Source organism: Marinobacter guineae (assembly GCF_002744735.1).
GTDB lineage: Bacteria > Pseudomonadota > Gammaproteobacteria > Pseudomonadales > Oleiphilaceae > Marinobacter > Marinobacter guineae.
On the sequence record NZ_KZ319340.1, the window covers coordinates 1,015,271 to 1,032,964 of the forward strand.

The following is a 17,694-nucleotide window of genomic DNA, read 5'->3' on the forward strand; positions in this document are numbered from 1 at the left end:
GTATTGACCCGGGATGACCTTTGCGCCGGATTCCATTTGAGCGCGAAAAGAAGGCGTAGCTGTGGTAAAAAACACACTTTCAGGGACAGATTATGACGAATTGTGACCGCCCATGCTGATTATCCCCGCCGAGAACGCCGTCAACTGGAAACGCCCGCCCTGGGTCACTCTGGGTCTGATGATGGCCTGCCTGCTCGTTTTTCTGTTCTACCAGGGAGGCGACAGCCGCAAGCTTGAATTGGCGGTTGAGCAATATCTGGATGCCGACCTCCACCTTCTCGAGGCACCGGCCTACGAGGACTATCTGCAGCGCCAGATCCAGTTCGAAGGCGAGGAGAGCCGGGTTTACGAACTTCAGCAGTTCCAGCAACTCCGGGAGGAAAACGAGAACTTCTGGCTGGCGATCAACCTGTTGATGGACCGGGAGTTCTATCATTATCTGCTGCAGAACCAGGATGTGATCTGGGCCTCGGCCGAACGGAGCCACTGGCAGGAACAGCGCAGTGCCATCGAGCTGAACTACGTCCAGAAGCTGAGTGCGAACCAGCTGGGCCTGGTGCCCGCAGATCTGTCACTTTATACCCTGATTACCTACCAGTTCCTGCACGGAGGCTGGGGCCATATCATCGGTAACCTGGTGTTCCTGTTTCTGTTGGGCTTCACGGTTGAGAAGGCTCTGGGCCCGGGCAAGTTCCTGCTTGCCTACCTGGTGTGTGGTGCCCTGTCCGGCCTGGTGTTCACTGCGTTTTCCACCGGCAGCCAGGTTCCTCTGGTGGGCGCATCCGGCTCAATATCGGGGCTGATGGGCATGTACGTGGCCATTTACGGGTTACAGAAAATCCGGTTTTTCTATTTCCTCGGCGTCTATTTCAACTATTTCCGGGCGCCGGCCATCGCGATACTGCCAGTGTGGCTGGGCAAGGAGATCTACGACTACTGGTTTGCCGGTGCCACCGGCATCGCCTATATGGCTCATGCTGGTGGTCTGATAGCCGGCGCCGGCCTGGTCTGGTTGCTAGGCAAAAGCTGGCTGCAGGTTCGAGAGGAATTCTTCGAGCCTGAAGAGGAGGAACAGGATGCCCGCTTCACCACCGGCTACGCCCAGGCCATGGCAAGCCTGGGCCGAATGGAGTTTGACCTGGCCCGTCGCCAGTTCGAAGCCTTGCGCGAGCACTATCCGGAACGACCCATCCTGCTGGAACATCTCTACCACCTGGCCAAACTCCGGCCAGACCTGCCGCACTACCGTGAGCGCACCCGGGAACTGATGAACGACTCCCTGAGTCGACGTCAGCCGGAGAAGATGATTGCCATCTGGCAGGAATACCTGGGTAAAGGGGAGAGCTATCAGCCGTTGTCTGCGGAAGACCATAACCGCGTGCTGTTCACCAGCCTGAAGCAACATGATCTGAAAGCCGCAGAGAAAGCCTTTGAAAGGCTCAAAAGCACAGGCGATGAACTACTGACAACGGAAGCCTGCCGTTTGCTGGCGGAAGAATTTGAAAAGCGCCAGATGACCCCGAAAGCGCGTCATTACCGGCAGTTGTTGCACGCGGGCTGACCTTGGGGGAAGCCGGGGATTGGAGGAGGCCTCCCAAAACACGCTGTGAATACCTCCCTGTACGCTCGGCTCCGCCATCCATGGCTCCGCACGGTTTTGGGAGGCCTCCTCCAATCCCCGACCCTAATCCTGAACAGAAAAGGAAGCCTTGGGGCCCTTCAGTGGCTCTTTGTTCTCGGCTTGTTTGAGGTAAATCGCGATCTGTTCATGCACTGGATGATTCACGCAGCGTTTCTGGATAAACGTCAGGAAAGCCGTGGCTTTTTCCCATTGGGACAGTCCATTCGCCAGGGTCTGTGCGACCAGAAGATAAGCCGGCGCCAGCTGTTCGCTGTCCGGGAAGCGCTTGTGGAAATCCTGAAGCAGCCGCAGGGCCGGTTTGAACTGGCCACGGTGGTAGAGTGAACGGGCACATCGTACGGCCAGTTCGGGGTCTTCCACCTTAAAGCCAGGTTCTGCCTGCTGCAGGGTGTTCAGCAATTCGGCTATACCTTCACCGTCGTTGCGGTCAGCCAGCCAGCCCAGGATTCTGGGGTGGTAGCGGTACAGCTCGGCGGTATCGTTGCGGGCCGTGAGCAGCTGATAGAGCTGGCCGATCCGCAGGGCGCTGTCCCGGTCACGCTTCAGTGCTTCCTTCAGCATGCTCTGAACCCGATCGTAGTTGCCGTCTTTCAGGTTCATATCGATGTCGGCGTCGAAACGGGCGGTACGGTCCCGCTGGTGGGTATCCTGGCCGGCGGTTTCATCCTGGAGATCCGAGGCAAATCCCAGTTCCTCCTGATACTGGAACAGCAGGTAACCGAGCATGTGGAACAGGATCAGGGTGAAGGTACTGTTCAGGAAGCCGGCCAGTGGCTGGGCCACCCACATCGGAAAATGATTGACTGCAAAGTCCTGGGCGGCGCCGGAGGCCAGCGTCAGCAGGATGAGGTAGCCATAGAGCAGGAAGTAGGGGGTGCCAATCCGGGAAATCAGTACCGCCAGATTCATCGGGTTAACCGCCGCACCCACCGAGCGCTCCATGGCCAGAACCATGATGCTGGCTGGCAGAGCCAGCACTACAAAGGCCAGGGTCAGCAGCATCAGGATTGGACCACCCAGCATGGCCGCCGCGGTCACCAGTCCGCCCATCAGAACGAAAACCAAAAGCTGAAGGATGACGATATCAAACCCGCTGCCGGTAAACGCAACCGACACCGGTGGTGGTTTCAGGTGACCTTCCGCCGTGTGATTGATCACCGCATAGGTGTACTTGAACAGAGCAAGCGCGAGCACCAGCCAGATCAGGATGCCAATCAGGTTGGCCGGTGCAATCACCGGCACCAGGGTGCAGATGGCAATAACGATCAGTGGATCCGTGTGGAAGGGATAACGAAAAAATGCACCAAGTCGCTGCCAGAAGGGCACCACTTCAGTGGCCGCTCCCAGGTAACGCATGGCCTTGTTGCAGTTGGGGCAGAGGGCGCGGCGCTGCCGGGTATCGGCATCGGGCATGCAGCGACTGCAGTAATGAATCTGGCACTCTCCGCAGTGCCATTTGGCGGGCTCGCCAGGGTGATAGTGGCAATCGTGTTTCACAGGTGCGTGTGTCCTGGTCCATCAGAAAATCGGTCACTTATGATGACAGATGTCTGTAGTGATCGCAGCAAACCAGTTAACAGGTAGACTATTGTCAGTTCCCGGGCGTATTCCAACGGGCAGATGTTCAATCCGGAGGTTTCTTGGAACACCAGAAGAACAGCGTAACCGGCACCAGCAGCTCCCGGCAGCGATACACCTGGCGGGAGATCTTTGCGCTTGCGCTCAAGCACAAGCCCCGGCTGGTCCGGGCCAATCTGCTGGCCATTGTGGCGACCATCATGAGCGTGCCAGTGCCCCTGCTGCTGCCCGTTCTGGTGGATGAAGTGCTACTGGATGAGCCGGGCCCGGTGTTGCCGGTGATGAACTCCCTGTTGCCGGCGGGCTGGCAAATGCCGGCGGTATATATAGGCGTCATGGTGCTGGCCGCGCTCCTGCTCCGGGTTGCAGCGTTGTCGTTCAATGTTCTGCAGTCCCGGGAGTTTTCCAAGGTCTCCAAGGATGTGGTTTTCCGTGTCCGCTCGCGCCTGCTGGGTCGGTTGCAGCGGGTGGCCATGTCGGAATACGAGACCCGGGGCTCCGGCGCTATCAGCAGCCATTTCATTACCGATCTGGATACCATTGACCAGTTTCTTGGTTCCACCATCAGCCGGTTCCTGGTGGCCAGTCTCACGGTGTTCGGCACGGCTATTGTTCTGCTCTGGGTGCACTGGCAGCTGGCCCTGCTGATCCTGCTGTTCAACCCCCTGGTGATTTTTGCCACGATTCTGATCGGCAAACGGGTAAAAGAGCTTAAACGTCGAGAGAACAGTGCCTACGAGGAGTTCCAGGGTGACCTCACGGAAACCCTGGATGCCATCCATCAGTTGCGGGCCGCCAATCGGGAGAAACACTACCTGCGCCAGCTGATCGACCGGGCCCGCAACGTGCGCGACCACGCCATCCAGTTTGAATGGCGCAGCGACGCCGCCAGCCGGGCCAGTTTTGCCCTGTTCCAGTTCGGTGTCGATGCCTTCCGGGGTGCGGCGATGATTACGGTGCTGTTCAGCGACCTGAGCATCGGCATGATGTTCGCCATCTTTGGCTACCTCTGGTTCATGCTCACACCGGTTCAGGAAATTCTGAATATGCAATACGCCTGGTTCGCCGCCAATGCGGCCCTGGCGCGGATCAACCGGCTGCTGGAGCTGAAAGAGGAGCCCCGCTATCCGGCGCTGGAAAATCCCTTCCGTGATCGCCATACCGTCGGCCTGACGCTCAGGAATATCCATTTCAGTTACGGCGACGAGCAGGTGCTCCGGGGCATTAGCCTGGATCTGGCGCCGGGAGAAAAGGTGGCATTGGTCGGCGCCAGCGGCGGCGGCAAATCAACCCTGGTACAGATCATTCTCGGTATGTACACACCGCAACAGGGCGATGTGCTGATTGACGGGATTCCGGTTCAGCGGATTGGTTTACCCTGCCTCCGGGAGCATGTCGCCACTGTGCTGCAGCATCCGGCGCTGTTTAACGACACGGTACGCCAGAACCTGACCCTGGGCAGGGATAAACCCGATGTGGAGCTGTGGGAGGCCTTGCGGATTGCCCAGCTGCACCCCACCGTCGAGGCGATGCCCGATAAGCTGGATACGGTGATCGGTCGCCAAGGCGTCCGGCTTTCCGGTGGCCAGCGCCAACGGCTGGCCATCGCCCGGATGATTCTGTCAGAGCCTTCGGTCGTGATTCTGGATGAGGCAACCTCGGCCCTGGATGCGGAAACCGAGTTCCAGCTGCACCGGGATCTCGAAGCGTTTCTCAAGCAGCGAACCACACTCATCATCGCCCACCGGCTCAGTGCCGTTAAACGGGCAGATCGCGCCTGTGTTTTTGAAGACGGGCGCATCATCGAAGAAGGTCATCACGATGAGCTGATTGCCCTGGAAGGGTTGTATGCCCAACTCTATGGCGAGCGGCAGCTGTAGTCATCGGCGTCCGACATTGGTCTGATATTCACCGCAGTGATTCCAAACATTCATCGGCCTGCGGTTGAACTCTCATTAATTGCTGCAATAGTTAAAGGAGACTTCACGTTGAGGAGTCCTTCCATCAGTCTGTTTCTCGGGTACCGAGCGGTTTTCCGGCTGGAACGTTGATGAAAGGGCTTCACCAAAGCCTTCCGCAATGTTCGCATAACGACGAAAAAGGAGGCACCACATGTCGAATGAAAGTGTCAGCAAAGACAGTCTGAATACCCTTTCCAGCCTCGACGCTGGCGGCAAAACCTTTCATTACTACAGCTTGCCCAAGGCAGAGGAATCTCTGGGCGATCTTAGTCGCTTGCCGTTCTCACTGAAAGTGCTGTTGGAAAACCTTCTGCGCAATGAAGACGGTACCACGGTAGACCGGAGCCATATCGACGCCATGGTGCAGTGGCTCAAGGAGCGCAATTCCGATACCGAAATCCAGTTCCGTCCAGCGCGGGTATTGATGCAGGATTTCACCGGTGTGCCCGGCGTTGTAGACCTTGCTGCCATGCGCGAGGCGGTGAAGTCCGCCGGCAAGGATCCGGCCATGATCAACCCGCTGTCGCCGGTGGATCTGGTGATCGACCACTCGGTGATGGTGGACAACTTTGGCGATGCGTCCTCGTTCAAGGACAACGTTGCCATCGAGATGGAGCGCAACCAGGAGCGTTACGAGTTCCTGCGCTGGGGGCAACAGGCCTTCGACAATTTCCGTGTGGTGCCGCCGGGTACGGGTATCTGTCACCAGGTAAATCTGGAGTACCTGGGCAAGACTGTCTGGCAGAAAGAGCAGGGTGGCAAGACCATTGCCTACCCGGATACTCTGGTGGGTACCGACTCACATACGACAATGATCAACGGCCTCGGCATCCTCGGCTGGGGTGTCGGCGGTATCGAAGCGGAAGCTGCCATGCTGGGACAGCCGGTCTCCATGCTGATTCCGGAAGTGGTGGGCTTCAAGGTTTCCGGCAAGCTACGTGAAGGCATCACGGCCACCGATCTGGTGCTCACCGTGACCGAAATGCTGCGCAAGAAAGGCGTGGTCGGGAAATTTGTTGAGTTCTATGGCGACGGCCTGAAAGACATGCCGGTGGCTGACCGGGCCACGATTGCCAACATGGCGCCGGAATATGGCGCTACCTGCGGTTTCTTCCCGGTCGACGAGCAAACCATCAAGTACATGCGCCTGACCGGTCGTGATGAGGAGTTGCTTGAGCTGGTAGAAGCCTATGCCAAGGCGCAGGGCCTGTGGCGCGAGCCCGGCCACGAACCGGTCTACACCGACACCCTGGAACTGGACATGGGTGAGGTGGAAGCCAGTCTGGCGGGCCCGAAACGCCCGCAGGACCGGGTTGCTCTGAAGAATATGAAATCGTCTTTTGAACTGGTGATGGAAACCGCAGAAGGCCCGGCGGAGATCCGGGAAGCCAGGCTGGAATCGGAAGGCGGCGGGACCGCCATTGGCGCCCAGAGTGCCTATTTCGAGCATCCGGCCAGCCAGCCGCTGGACATGAATGGAGAGAAAAGCCGGCTTGATCCGGGCGCGGTGGTCATTGCCGCCATTACCTCCTGCACCAATACCTCCAACCCCAGCGTGATGATGGCCGCAGGCCTGATGGCAAAGAAGGCGGTGGAAAAAGGCCTGAGTACCAAACCCTGGGTCAAGACTTCCCTGGCGCCCGGCTCCAAGGTAGTCACCGACTATCTGGCGGTTGCCGGTCTTCAGGACGATCTCAACGAGCTTGGCTTCAACCTGGTGGGCTATGGCTGCACCACCTGTATCGGTAATTCCGGCCCACTGCCGGAGGCGGTTGAAAAGGCGATTACTGATGGTGACCTCACGGTGGCCTCGGTGCTCTCCGGCAACCGGAACTTCGAGGGCCGGGTGCATCCGCTGGTGAGAACCAACTGGCTGGCCTCGCCGCCCCTGGTGGTGGCCTATGCGCTGGCAGGTAACGTTCGTCTGGATCTGTCAAAAGAGCCCCTGGGCACTGACAAAGACGGCGATCCGGTGTATCTGAAAGACCTCTGGCCCAGCCAGCAGGAAATTGCCGAAGCGGTGGAGAAGGTCAAGACCGATATGTTCCGCAAGGAATACGGTGAAGTCTTTGAGGGTGACGCTACCTGGAAGGCCATCAAGGTGCCGGAAAGCAAGGTGTACGAGTGGTCCGACAAATCCACCTACATCCAGCATCCGCCGTTCTTTGAGGGTATGGGCGAAGAGCCTGAGGCCATCGAGGACATCAAGGACGCCAACATTCTGGCGCTGCTGGGTGATTCGGTGACGACGGACCATATCTCACCGGCCGGTTCCTTCAAGCCGGACACCCCTGCCGGTAAATACCTGCAGGAGCACGGTGTGGAGCCGAAAGACTTCAACTCCTACGGTTCCCGCCGGGGCAACCACGAGGTGATGATGCGGGGCACCTTCGCCAACGTGCGCATCAGGAACGAGATGCTCGACGGGGTGGAAGGCGGTTTTACCAGGTTCGTGCCGAACGGTGAGCAGATGGCCATCTACGATGCCGCCATGAAATACCAGGAGCAAGGTACGCCACTGGTGGTCATTGCTGGCAAGGAATACGGCACCGGCTCCAGCCGTGACTGGGCCGCCAAGGGTACCCGTTTGCTGGGTGTCGAAGCCGTGGTGGCCGAATCCTACGAGCGCATCCACCGCTCCAACCTGATCGGGATGGGTGTGATGCCGTTGCAGTTCCCGGAAGGCACGGACCGCAAGAGCCTGAAGCTGACTGGCGAGGAGACCATCAGCATCGAAGGCTTGTCGGGCGATATCAAGCCCGGCCAGACCCTGAAGATGACGGTGAAGTACAAGGACGGTTCGACTGAGACCTGCGATCTTAAATCACGGATCGACACCGCCAATGAGGCGGTTTACTACCGGCATGGTGGCATTCTCCATTACGTTGTGAGGGAGATGCTGCGCACTGCCTGATTGCACTGGTTGAGACGGCATAGCGGTCCGCCGCTATGCCGGATTCATCCGCCAAGCCAAATTCAAGCCAAACTCCAATGAGAAACGAGAGAGAGATTATGACTGATCAACCGTTTCTGACCGATGTGAAAACCCTTCGCGAAAGAGCCCGCAAGCATATTGAGGATGGGGCCCTTACCGAAGGCTATGGTGCCAACCGCGACAACGTGGTGAAGATTCTCAACGAGGCGCTGGCGACCGAAATTGTCTGCACCTTGCGTTACAAGAGCCATTATTTCCGGGCCGAGGGCATCAACGCCAATGTTGCTGCCCAGGAATTCCTGGAGCACGCGGACCAGGAACAGCAGCACGCTGACTGGCTGGCGGAACGTATTGTGCAACTGGGGGGAAAACCGAACTTCTCGCCGGAAGGTCTGTTAACGAGGTCCCATGCGGAATTCGTTGAGGGAGAGACGCTCCGGGACATGGTAGTCGAGGACCTGGTTGCGGAGCGGATCGCCATTGACAGCTACCGCGAGATAGCCCGCTACCTCGGCGACCAGGATCCCACCTCCCGGCGGATTATTGAGGAAATCCTGGCCCAGGAAGAAGAGCACGCTGACGATATGGCCGGTCTTCTGGAAGGGCTGGACAGCTGAAATATCGCGGGCCAGTAATGCCAGTAACGAGTGTGGGCGCTGCCTGTCAGGTGGCGCTTTTACCCTTGGGCCCGGCCAGTGGCAGGCTTAGCCAGAAGCAGGCACCTTTGCCCTCTTCAGAGTCGAAGCCGACTTCTCCACCCATCGCATGCATCAATTCGCGGGTGATGGCCAACCCCAGACCGGTGCCCTCCTTGCTGCGTGACGATGATCCGTTCGCCTGAGCAAACTTCTGGAATATCCGGTCTCGAAAACTCTCAGGCACACCTGGACCCTCATCTTTGACTTCAATCCGGATTTCCTGATCCAGCTGTTTGATGCTGACGTTGACAACTCCACGGTCGGGAGAGAACTTGACGGCGTTGGAAACCAGATTGGTAATAGCCTGGGCCAGACGGCTGCGGTCAAAAAAACCCAAAAGCGCGTTTTCCCGACTGGCCAACTTGACGGCTACGCCATAACGGCGGGCCATGGGCTGCATCTCTTCCAGAGCCTCTTCAACCAACGTTCCTACGTCTTGGTTCGACGCTTCAATAGGCATGTTGCCGCTGACCAGTTTTTCAATATCAAGCAGGTCACCGATAAGGTGTTTCAGGTGTTCACTATTTCTCTTCGCGATTTCCAGCATTCTGGTCGCTTTTTCCGATAGTTTGCCGGTTGTGCCGCCCAGAAGAAGATCGAGGGAGCCGGAAATGGACGTGAGAGGCGTCCTTAATTCGTGGCTCACCGTGGAAATAAACTGGTTCTTCATCTCGTCGACCATCTGTCGTTCATGGATATCGGAAATATAGCCATGCCACAATACACTCCCATCCGGTAAAGCCTCCGGGTTGGCATGTCCCTCTACCCACCGCCAGGTGTCATCCTGCCCTGTAACGCGATATTTGTGTTGCCAGGTCTGAAGCGTTTCAGCCGAGGCCTGGATGGAATCGGCAACGCCGGCCACGTCTTCTGGATGAATGCGGGAGAAAGCTGGTGAGGCATCCTTTGCAGCATCCTCAGCGGAAATACCGTAAATGTTCTGTATTCCCGGGCTCGTGTAGGGGAAGGTGCTTCTGCCGTCTGGCAATAGTTGATACTGATACAACATGCCAGGAACCTGGTTCATCAGCTTGTTCAGGGTTTCGGTATGTTCCTGTTGGTAAACAATATCGGCAACCCATCTTGCCAGCAGAGTGACGAACATTTTGTCGGTTGCCGTGAAGGGGCGGGTACGCGGAGTCGGGGAAGAAAAGTTGATGGTTCCGAAAATCCGGTCATCTACCCAGACTGGCGCAGCCAGATAGCTCTCGAGACCGAACGCCTCATAACACTCATGGCTCCGGTAACTGGATTGCCCCATGTTATCAATGGCAAACACCCTCCCGCTTTTCAGCATCAGGGAGCAATAGGTGCGGTGGAGCGGCAGGGTGGCTCCGTTCTCAAGCGTTCCCTTTAGTTTTGTAACATGCCAGTGAACCGTATACGCATCGCCGGTAATCCGGCTGATAATGCCAGTCTCAACCCCCAGGTAGTCACAGGCTGCTTCTAGTGCGCGAGTCGCCCTCTGGCCTGCATCGCCCTCACTGTCCAGGGCGATTTCGGTCAGCAGGTTCATGGCCTGGTTTCGTTCATCGTAATAATGGCCGAGTTCGCCAAAACCGAACTCACGCTCAACCAGGTCGGCCAGGTCTCTCAGTGTGGTTTTATCGTCATCCGAGAACTGTCTGGACTTGCTATCAATCACACACAGGGTACCAACCCGGTATCCATGTCGGTCATGGAGTGGTGCGCCAGCGTAGAAGCGGATATTCGGGCCGCCGGTTACCAGGGGGTTATCAGCAAAGCGTTCATCGTTGAGGGCATTTTCAATAACCAGGGGTTCCTCGCGCAGAATGGCATGGCCGCAAAAAGAAATGTCCCGGGCTGTTTCTGGTGCTTCAAGCCCGTGCCGGGACTTGAACCATTGCCGGTCACGGTCAATGAGTGATACCAACGCAATCGGAATATCGAATGTTCGGGCAGCGAGCCTGGTAAGACGATCAAAACGCTCTTCCGGAGGGGTGTCCAGCAGCTTCAGCTCCTCCAGGGCGGTCATCCTGTGGGCCTCGTCTGGCGGAAAATCAGGGCTTTTCATGGTCGCCTCCGGTTTGAGGAATTTTTGTATCGATGGCAGAGAGATCTACCCAGAAATGGGCACCGTTGTGATAGTCGTAGCCGACCTCTCCGTCCATAAGGGCGGCCAGTTCTCGGGTAATGGCCAGCCCAAGACCGGTTCCCGCTTTGGCCCTTGTGGAGCCTGATTCGGCCTGGGAGAATCGCTGAAACAGCCGGGGCAGGAAACTATCCGGAACGCCTGGGCCCTCGTCCGATACCGTTATTCGAACCATCCCGTCCGTGGTTGATTCTGACCAGATGCGGACGGAACCATCCACAGGAGAAAACTTGATGGCATTGCTGATGAAGTTATCCAGAATTTGCCGGAGTCTGGATGGGTCGGCGCTGACGAATTTTTTTGCGCAGTTCCCCACTTTCAGGCGGACACGGTAGTGCTTCGCCATCGCCCCGTTGCCATCGCAGGCATCCCTGATTGCTTTCGCAGGATCAACGGTCTCAAGACCGATGGGCATCTGTCCTGCCATGGCTTTATTGAAATCCAACAGGTCTGATATCAGCCGCTGCAACTGTTCGCTATTCCGGAAAGCAACGTCGACCATCGAGTCAGCTTTATCCGGCAGTTTGCCCGCTGCGCCCGAACGCAGAAGTTTCAGTGAGCCATTTATTGAGGTCAAAGGAGTGCGCAGCTCATGGCTGACGGTTGAGATAAAATCGTCTTTCATGATGTCCAGCGCCTCTCGTTCCTTCATAAGCTTGTTAAAGGCGCGGGCTACGTTTCGGACCTCTGGCGGGCCATTGAGAGACAATCGGTTCGCCGCGAAACCCTCCGTAGCCATTTGCCGTATTCTGAGCGACATTTTTTCCAATGGACGGGTTGTTGCCCGGGCGAGTAGCCAGGCTATGGCTGCCAGTGCCAGAAGAGCCACGGCACTGGCGGCAAGGAACTTGTCGAAAGAGGCCCGTGCCGGTTGTGTTGCCTGTTGGTAGGGCACTGCCCTGAGAAACATCCAGCCCACGCGTTCAAGATGTTGTGTGGCGTAGATCCACTTTTTACCGGAATAATCGGAAACAACGCCGGAGGTCTGGCCGGACAGTGCTGCATCAATAATCAGATTCTCCCCGGGTGGCGGCAGATCTGGCATTGGATTGGTACCGGAGAGAGTGTCCACCTGCACAAAATGGTTGGTATCAATGACCTTGAACAGGGCATCGGAAGAAACGTCCTCCTGTTTCGGTATGATCCCGGACTCAGCGAGGTTGATGATCCCGCCGGCGAATCCAAGCAAATCCCCATCGTCACTCTCGATTGGGTAAAGAAAAGAGAGGAGTGGAAGCCCGGTTGTCCTGCCAATAATCGGCCGGCTGATAACGGGCTCCCGGGTTTTGTAGGCTTCGCGAAAATGCTGCCGGTCAGCGTAGGCGGTCCCTATGCGATTGGGCACGTAAATATTCTCGGCGATTGCCACGCTGTTTTCATCGAAGACCAGCAGGCCTGCCCTGAAGTAGTCGGATAAAGCCGGTTGCCGACCGAGCAGTGCCTCGATGCGATCTTGTGGGAGTCGGTTGTTGCCATCCGTCAGAGTTGCGGCGAAAGCGCCCAGAGCCTGTATGCGCACCTGGAGATCCTGATCGACTCGATTGGCGACCGACTCGGCGTCCAGAAGCTGGCGCTGAGTGAGAACGTTTTCAAAATCCCGGATCAGCTCGTTGTAGGCGGTCGCTGAAAGAACGACGACGGTTAAAAAACTGGTAAGGACAGCGATCAGCGCAACTCGGCTGCCAATGGAAAGATTCCTCAAATTTAGTCCTTCAGGTCGTAGCCGGAACAGTTTAAACGTGTTTTCATTACCGAGAGAGTAATAGAGTTTTTGAACGTGGCAAATAGCCTTTCAGGAGTATTGATGTGGCCTTGGAGTCGACAGGCAAGATTTCTTCGCGGCTGGAGGTGCTCAGGCAAAGATTTCTTGAGCGGGCCAAAGAAGATATCCAGCAATTGCGAACATTGGCAGAGAAAACCCGGCGTGGCGAGTTCTCTGCCGATGGATTGTTGTTTTGCTACCAAAGCCTGCACAGGTTGTCCGGTTCTGCTGGCACCTTCGGCCTGCCCGAGCTAGGCGAAGCTGCCAAAGCCCTGGAGAAACAGCTAAAAGTTCAGGCTGAGGAGCTTGGTGCTCTTGATGATACTGTCGCCCATCCCGTCGATATTCCGGCCGGGTTTGCCGATGGAATAGACGCGCTGGCTGAGCTTGTTGAAGTCAAGAGTCAGGCGGTTGAACAGGCTGGCAGCTATACCGAGGAGCCCGCGACCTACAAGGGTAGCCAGGGCATGCAGGTGAGTGTTCTGCTCGTGGAAAAGGGCGATGAACGCCTTGCGATGCTGGAAAAGGAGATGGCTCCGTATGGCTTCTCTTTCACCAGCGTAAACTGTGATGATGCCGGCGCCCTTGGTAACGCACTGGCGGAAGTTCGCGGAGCAGCGGCCATTCTGTGTCGGGAATCCGCTCTTTCAGATGTCATGTCCTTACGTAACACGTCTTTTGAGCAAAGCTCTCGTCGTCGGCTGCCAGTCATTTGCCTTGGCAGCGATAATTCTTTCCATAACCGCTATAGAGTGGCCGAGGCTGGAGCGTTTGCATTCTTCCCGGATCCGGTGGACATACCTGAACTTGCCGAAAGGATTGAGTCGCTGGCCATTGAACGCAGCGCCAATGTGCAGGGGCGCGTGCTGATCGTTGAAGACGATGCCGAGCTGGCCGAACACTATTGCCTGGTATTGCAGGCGGCTGGTATTGAGGCACAAGCGGTGTCAGAGCCTCTTCACCTGATGTCCAATCTTGCAGACTTTGAACCGGACATTGTCCTTATGGACGTTCAGATTGGCGAGTACTCCGGTGTCACTCTCGCCCGCCTGATTCGGTTCGAGCCACGATGGTTGAGCCTGCCAATCATCTATCTGTCTTCTGAGGACGATCCTGAGAATCAGCTGGAGGCTTTGTCGAAGGGTGCGGATGAATTCCTGATGAAGCCGGTCTCGGACAGTTATCTGGTTCGGTCGGTGCGTATTCGTTGCTACCGGGCCCGCCAGCTATCCGAACTGATGAATCGGGACAGTTTGACCGGTCTTCTGAAACATTCATTGATCAAGGAAGAGGTCGAAAAAGAGCTAGCAAGATGTCGCAGGAGTGGTGAGCGGTCCTGCGTTGTTATGCTTGATCTCGATCATTTCAAGACGGTAAACGATACCTGGGGCCACTCGCAGGGCGATATCGTAATTCGCACTCTGGCCAATCTGCTGAGAAACCGGTTGCGCGAGACTGATATGATCGGTCGCTACGGCGGCGAGGAATTTCTGGTGGTTTTACCTGAGTGTGATGTTTCTTCGGCGACAGAGCTGATTCGTGGAATAGGTGAGAGCTTTTCTGCACTTTTTTTCGTGGCGGGAGAGTCCAGTTATCAGGTTACTCTCAGTGCCGGCATTGCCGCGATCAATGACTTCACCAACGGTGAGGATGCCCTGAATGCCGCCGATCAGGCGCTTTATGAGCGCAAACGCGGTGGCCGTAAAGGGGTCACTGTTTACTCTTCCAAATAATGTCCGTTGTACGTTTAGGGTGGTCATTTGAAAGCGCTTATTCTTGAAGACGACGATCTCATTGCCGAATTGCTCGAAACTGTTGTTGCGGGCCTGTACTCGGGGGTGTCTGTTGTACTCACAGAGACTTTGGGTGAAGCGCTCAATCAGGTGAAAAACAGCCGGTTTGACCTGTATATTGCGGATAGAAATCTGCCGGATGGATCGGGTCTGGAACTCGTCAGACAGATACGGGAACTGGATCGTGATGTTCCCATTGTCATGGTTTCTGGTCGCTCTGATCGGGAGTCTGTGTTGCAGGCGGCTCATTACGGGATCGACGGTTACATGACCAAACCCTTCGATGTGGCGAATCTCCACGAACGGCTTGGAAAACTATTGAAAGTCGATCAAACCTCCGAAGCGCCGGACCTTGAAACATTACTCCGTGATTCACTGGAAGAAGTGATTCAGTTGCCCTCCGACGTGGATCCTGCGGATATTGTTGAATTGATCGGTCGCGAGGGGGATCTGTCTGCCGCTCAGTTGGCTGAACGCTGGCGGGAAGAGACGAGTCTGACCGCCCGCTTGCTGGATGTGGCCAACAGCAGCTCTTTCAGGCGTTCCGGCAAGCCCGTAGAAACCCTTAGAGACGCTATCGGCTCGCTGGGCGTACCTCTGGCACTGAACCAGGCTTTGGCGCTGTCGCTGGATGTATCCAACAAGCTGCAACATGAGCCGCTCCGCGAGCTTGCCAGAGCCCACCACGAAGCCGCTTTGCAGGTGGCTAAAGAGGCCCAGCGACTGGCGATCAGGCTGAAAAAACAACCCGTTCTGCTCCAGAAAGCCGGATTACTCAGCCGCCTGGGAGAGCTCGCTGTTCTCAAGGTACTCAACCAGTATGCTGCAGCCGGAGGTGAGATCGGAGCGGCAGATGCGGAAAAGGTCCTGGAGGACTGGGCCCAGGCTTATGGAAACCGGCTCAAGGTCCAGTGGCGATTGCCCCTGGGTGTCCGGGAACTGATTGGAGCTGTTCATTTTCTGCCCAACGATTGCACTCGTGAGGAACGGCTGATCATGCGTGCTGCTTCTCTGTTGGCATCAGGCGAGCAGGGTTCCGAGCAATGCCGCAGGCTGCTTCGGCGCATTGGTATGGAAACCAAGGAAACAGAGGGGGAGAAAGGTAATGGAGAATGAGCAGCAAGTTCTGCCCCGGACGATTCTGTATGTTGAGGATGATCCGGATATTCGGGCAGTCGCGGAAATTGCCCTGGTGGATGTCGGCGGCTTTACAACGGCGATTTGCGAGTCCGGGGCTGAAGCTGTGGAGAGAGCCCCCGGGTTCGAGCCTGAACTGATTCTACTCGACGTGATGATGCCGGGAATGGATGGCCCCACGACGATGCAGGCACTCCGAAAGATAGATGGTTTGGAAGCAGTGCCAGTCATCTTTATGACTGCCAGGCTTCAGAGATCGGAAATCGAGGAATACCGGGATCTCGGGGCGATCGGCGTGATTCCCAAACCCTTCGACCCCATGACCCTGTCGGAACAGATTGCCCAGATCCTGACAGATGCGGCAGAGAGCAATTTCCGGTAGTCTGGCCGGTCTGAGCTATTGTTTGATGAAAGAGGTAACCATGTCATCCTCCGCGTCCCGGGACGAACTGAAAGCCAAGCTGAATCTTGAGACCTCACGTATCCACTGGCACGAGTTACAGACCTATTTTGCCCGGGGCCAGGTGGTGAATGTGGCACCGGAGCTGGACCTGCTGGACGTTGCCACCGAACTGTCGGCTGACAACAAGAGTCTTTTCGAACGGTGGATGACTGAGGGCAAGGTCGGTGCGGTTACGGCGGAGACAGGGCAAGCCTGGTACGATCGCAATGCCGAGCTGTGGGCCGTTGTTATCGCGCCCTGGATTCTCGTTCAGGACCGGTCCGGCCATGTTCTGCACTGACTGTCCGGCACCATGAAGCTGCATTATTTTCACGGCCGGGGCCCGCTCAGGGACCTGGTGATGCTTCAGGGGGGGCAGCGGATTGAGCTGCACATCCGGCCGGTGGGCGATGGCCTCTGGGGTCTCGTGGCCCTGGCGGGCCCGGATCAGGGTCGCCCTGATGGCCAGTTCCGCCGGGGCCCCTGGAAAACCCAGGCCCGCGCCGAATCGGTATTGCGCAGTGTCGCTGGCACCATGATGGGCAAGGGTTACGAGCCCTGCCCCGGCGATTATGCCGTCTGGTCTGTTACTGCCCAACGACTGGCTCGAACGATTGGAACGGCTGACGCCGAGCACGCAGGCAAATCTGACGCCGATTCCGACCCGTTCGATCCGCTGGCCTGACAACCGTCTTTACCCCTCTTGAGGATCCCATGCTGACCGGAGCATTGCTTATTCTGGCACCCCTGTTCCTGGGGTTCGCCCTTTCCCTTGAAAGCCGCAGGATCATGACGGCGATCCATTACACCGTCGAGGCCCTGGTCTATTTCATCCTGGCGTTGCTCGGCCTTGGCCTCGGCCAGATGGAGGGGCTGGCGTCTCAGCTTGGTGGCATGGCTGCTCAGGTGTTGGCGCTGGTGCTGGTCCTGTTTGTCGCCAACATGATTGGCCTGTGGATGTTTCACCGTTGGCAGCCTATGGAACTTGAGCGCCCGGAAGGGGACATCAGCCCGGGTTACCGCAGGCTGTTCCTTGCCGGTCTGAAACCCTTGCTGGCGGTGACGGCTGGCCTGCTTGCCGGCTATTACCTGTTGCCGGACATGCCGATGGCGGAACAGGTGGCGACCTGGGCCTTGATGCTGCTGCTGTTTCTTATCGGGCTTCAGTTGCGCAATGCGGGGTTATCGCTGCGCAAACTGCTGATGAACCGCCAGGGCCTGGGTATTGCGCTCTCTCTGACCCTCAGTTCGCTGTTGGCCGGAGTCGCACTCATGCCCTGGCTGGGATTGCCCTGGCACGACACCCTGGCCCTGGCGTCCGGTTTCGGCTGGTATTCGCTGTCCGGTATCGTGATTGGCGATGCTCTGGGACCGGCCTGGGGGGGTGTTGCTTTCCTGAACGATGTGCTCCGGGAGATTGTTGCGCTGGCCATTATTCCCCTGCTGATCGCGGGCCGGCCGGCAATGGCAATTGGTTACGGTGGTGCAACAGCCATGGATTTTACACTTCCGGTGATCCGCAGCAGTGGTGGCCTGGCCTGCGTGCCGGTGGCCATTGCTTCGGGCTTTCTGCTGTCGTTTCTGTCACCGGTACTGATGGGGGTGTTTCTGGCGCTGGGATAAATTGACGCAG

At 57.1% G+C, this 17,694-nt stretch carries 13 protein-coding genes; 10 read left to right on the plus strand and 3 right to left on the minus strand.

Features of this window, described 5'->3' with window-relative positions; genetic code table 11:
• Positions 1-112: 112 nt before the first annotated feature.
• Positions 113-1,561: a rhomboid family intramembrane serine protease gene (locus tag CLH62_RS12690; RefSeq protein ID WP_099618508.1), complete on the plus strand. Its 1,449-nt coding sequence runs from the start codon at positions 113-115 to the stop codon at positions 1,559-1,561.
• 123 nt (positions 1,562-1,684) lie between these two features.
• On the opposite strand, the gene CLH62_RS12695 is transcribed toward CLH62_RS12690, so the two are convergent.
• Positions 1,685-3,139, minus strand: a complete 1,455-nt coding sequence (locus tag CLH62_RS12695; RefSeq protein ID WP_099618509.1) for a hypothetical protein — start codon at positions 3,137-3,139, stop codon at positions 1,685-1,687.
• Positions 3,140-3,282: 143 nt separating this feature from the next.
• On the opposite strand from CLH62_RS12695, the gene CLH62_RS12700 reads away from it, so the two are divergent.
• The 3 genes from CLH62_RS12700 to CLH62_RS12710 all read left to right on the plus strand — a co-directional run bounded on the left by CLH62_RS12700 (position 3,283) and on the right by CLH62_RS12710 (position 8,733).
• Positions 3,283-5,100, plus strand: coding sequence for an ABC transporter ATP-binding protein (locus tag CLH62_RS12700; RefSeq protein ID WP_099618510.1), 1,818 nt, complete (start codon positions 3,283-3,285; stop codon positions 5,098-5,100).
• A gap of 232 nt (positions 5,101-5,332) precedes the next feature.
• A complete protein-coding gene (gene acnA / locus CLH62_RS12705) occupies positions 5,333-8,095 on the plus strand; it encodes an aconitate hydratase AcnA (protein WP_099618511.1) in 2,763 nt (920 codons plus the stop codon).
• 98 nt (positions 8,096-8,193) lie between these two features.
• Complete coding sequence (locus tag CLH62_RS12710; RefSeq protein ID WP_099618512.1) at positions 8,194-8,733, plus strand: ferritin-like domain-containing protein; 540 nt, start codon at positions 8,194-8,196, stop codon at positions 8,731-8,733.
• 46 nt (positions 8,734-8,779) lie between these two features.
• On the opposite strand, the gene CLH62_RS12715 is transcribed toward CLH62_RS12710, so the two are convergent.
• Positions 8,780-10,849 (minus strand): GAF domain-containing protein, encoded by a 2,070-nt coding sequence (locus tag CLH62_RS12715; protein WP_099618513.1) that lies wholly within the window; start codon positions 10,847-10,849, stop codon positions 8,780-8,782.
• Complete coding sequence (locus CLH62_RS12720) at positions 10,836-12,629, minus strand: sensor histidine kinase (RefSeq protein ID WP_099618514.1); 1,794 nt, start codon at positions 12,627-12,629, stop codon at positions 10,836-10,838. The genes CLH62_RS12715 and CLH62_RS12720 overlap by 14 nt, the downstream gene beginning before the upstream one ends.
• A 104-nt stretch (positions 12,630-12,733) precedes the next feature.
• On the opposite strand from CLH62_RS12720, the gene CLH62_RS12725 reads away from it, so the two are divergent.
• The 6 genes from CLH62_RS12725 to CLH62_RS12750 are packed head-to-tail and all read left to right on the plus strand — an operon-like array spanning position 12,734 to position 17,684.
• Complete coding sequence (locus CLH62_RS12725) at positions 12,734-14,422, plus strand: diguanylate cyclase (protein WP_099618515.1); 1,689 nt, start codon at positions 12,734-12,736, stop codon at positions 14,420-14,422.
• Positions 14,423-14,449: 27 nt separating this feature from the next.
• Positions 14,450-15,598: a response regulator gene (locus tag CLH62_RS12730; RefSeq protein ID WP_099618516.1), complete on the plus strand. Its 1,149-nt coding sequence runs from the start codon at positions 14,450-14,452 to the stop codon at positions 15,596-15,598.
• Positions 15,588-16,001, plus strand: coding sequence for a response regulator (locus CLH62_RS12735; protein ID WP_099618517.1), 414 nt, complete (start codon positions 15,588-15,590; stop codon positions 15,999-16,001). The genes CLH62_RS12730 and CLH62_RS12735 overlap by 11 nt, the downstream gene beginning before the upstream one ends.
• A 40-nt stretch (positions 16,002-16,041) precedes the next feature.
• The gene (locus CLH62_RS12740) at positions 16,042-16,362 is read left to right on the plus strand and encodes a DUF2288 domain-containing protein (protein WP_099618518.1); all 321 of its coding nucleotides are present in this window, start codon (positions 16,042-16,044) and stop codon (positions 16,360-16,362) included.
• A gap of 12 nt (positions 16,363-16,374) precedes the next feature.
• Entirely contained in the window at positions 16,375-16,746 is a 372-nt protein-coding gene (locus CLH62_RS12745; RefSeq protein WP_099618519.1) for a PA4575 family protein, read from the plus strand.
• Positions 16,747-16,775: 29 nt separating this feature from the next.
• Positions 16,776-17,684 carry a LysO family transporter gene (locus CLH62_RS12750; protein WP_099618520.1) on the plus strand — a complete coding sequence of 303 codons (909 nt, stop codon included), beginning with the start codon at positions 16,776-16,778 and terminating at the stop codon, positions 17,682-17,684.
• The last annotated feature ends 10 nt before the right edge of the window (positions 17,685-17,694 follow it).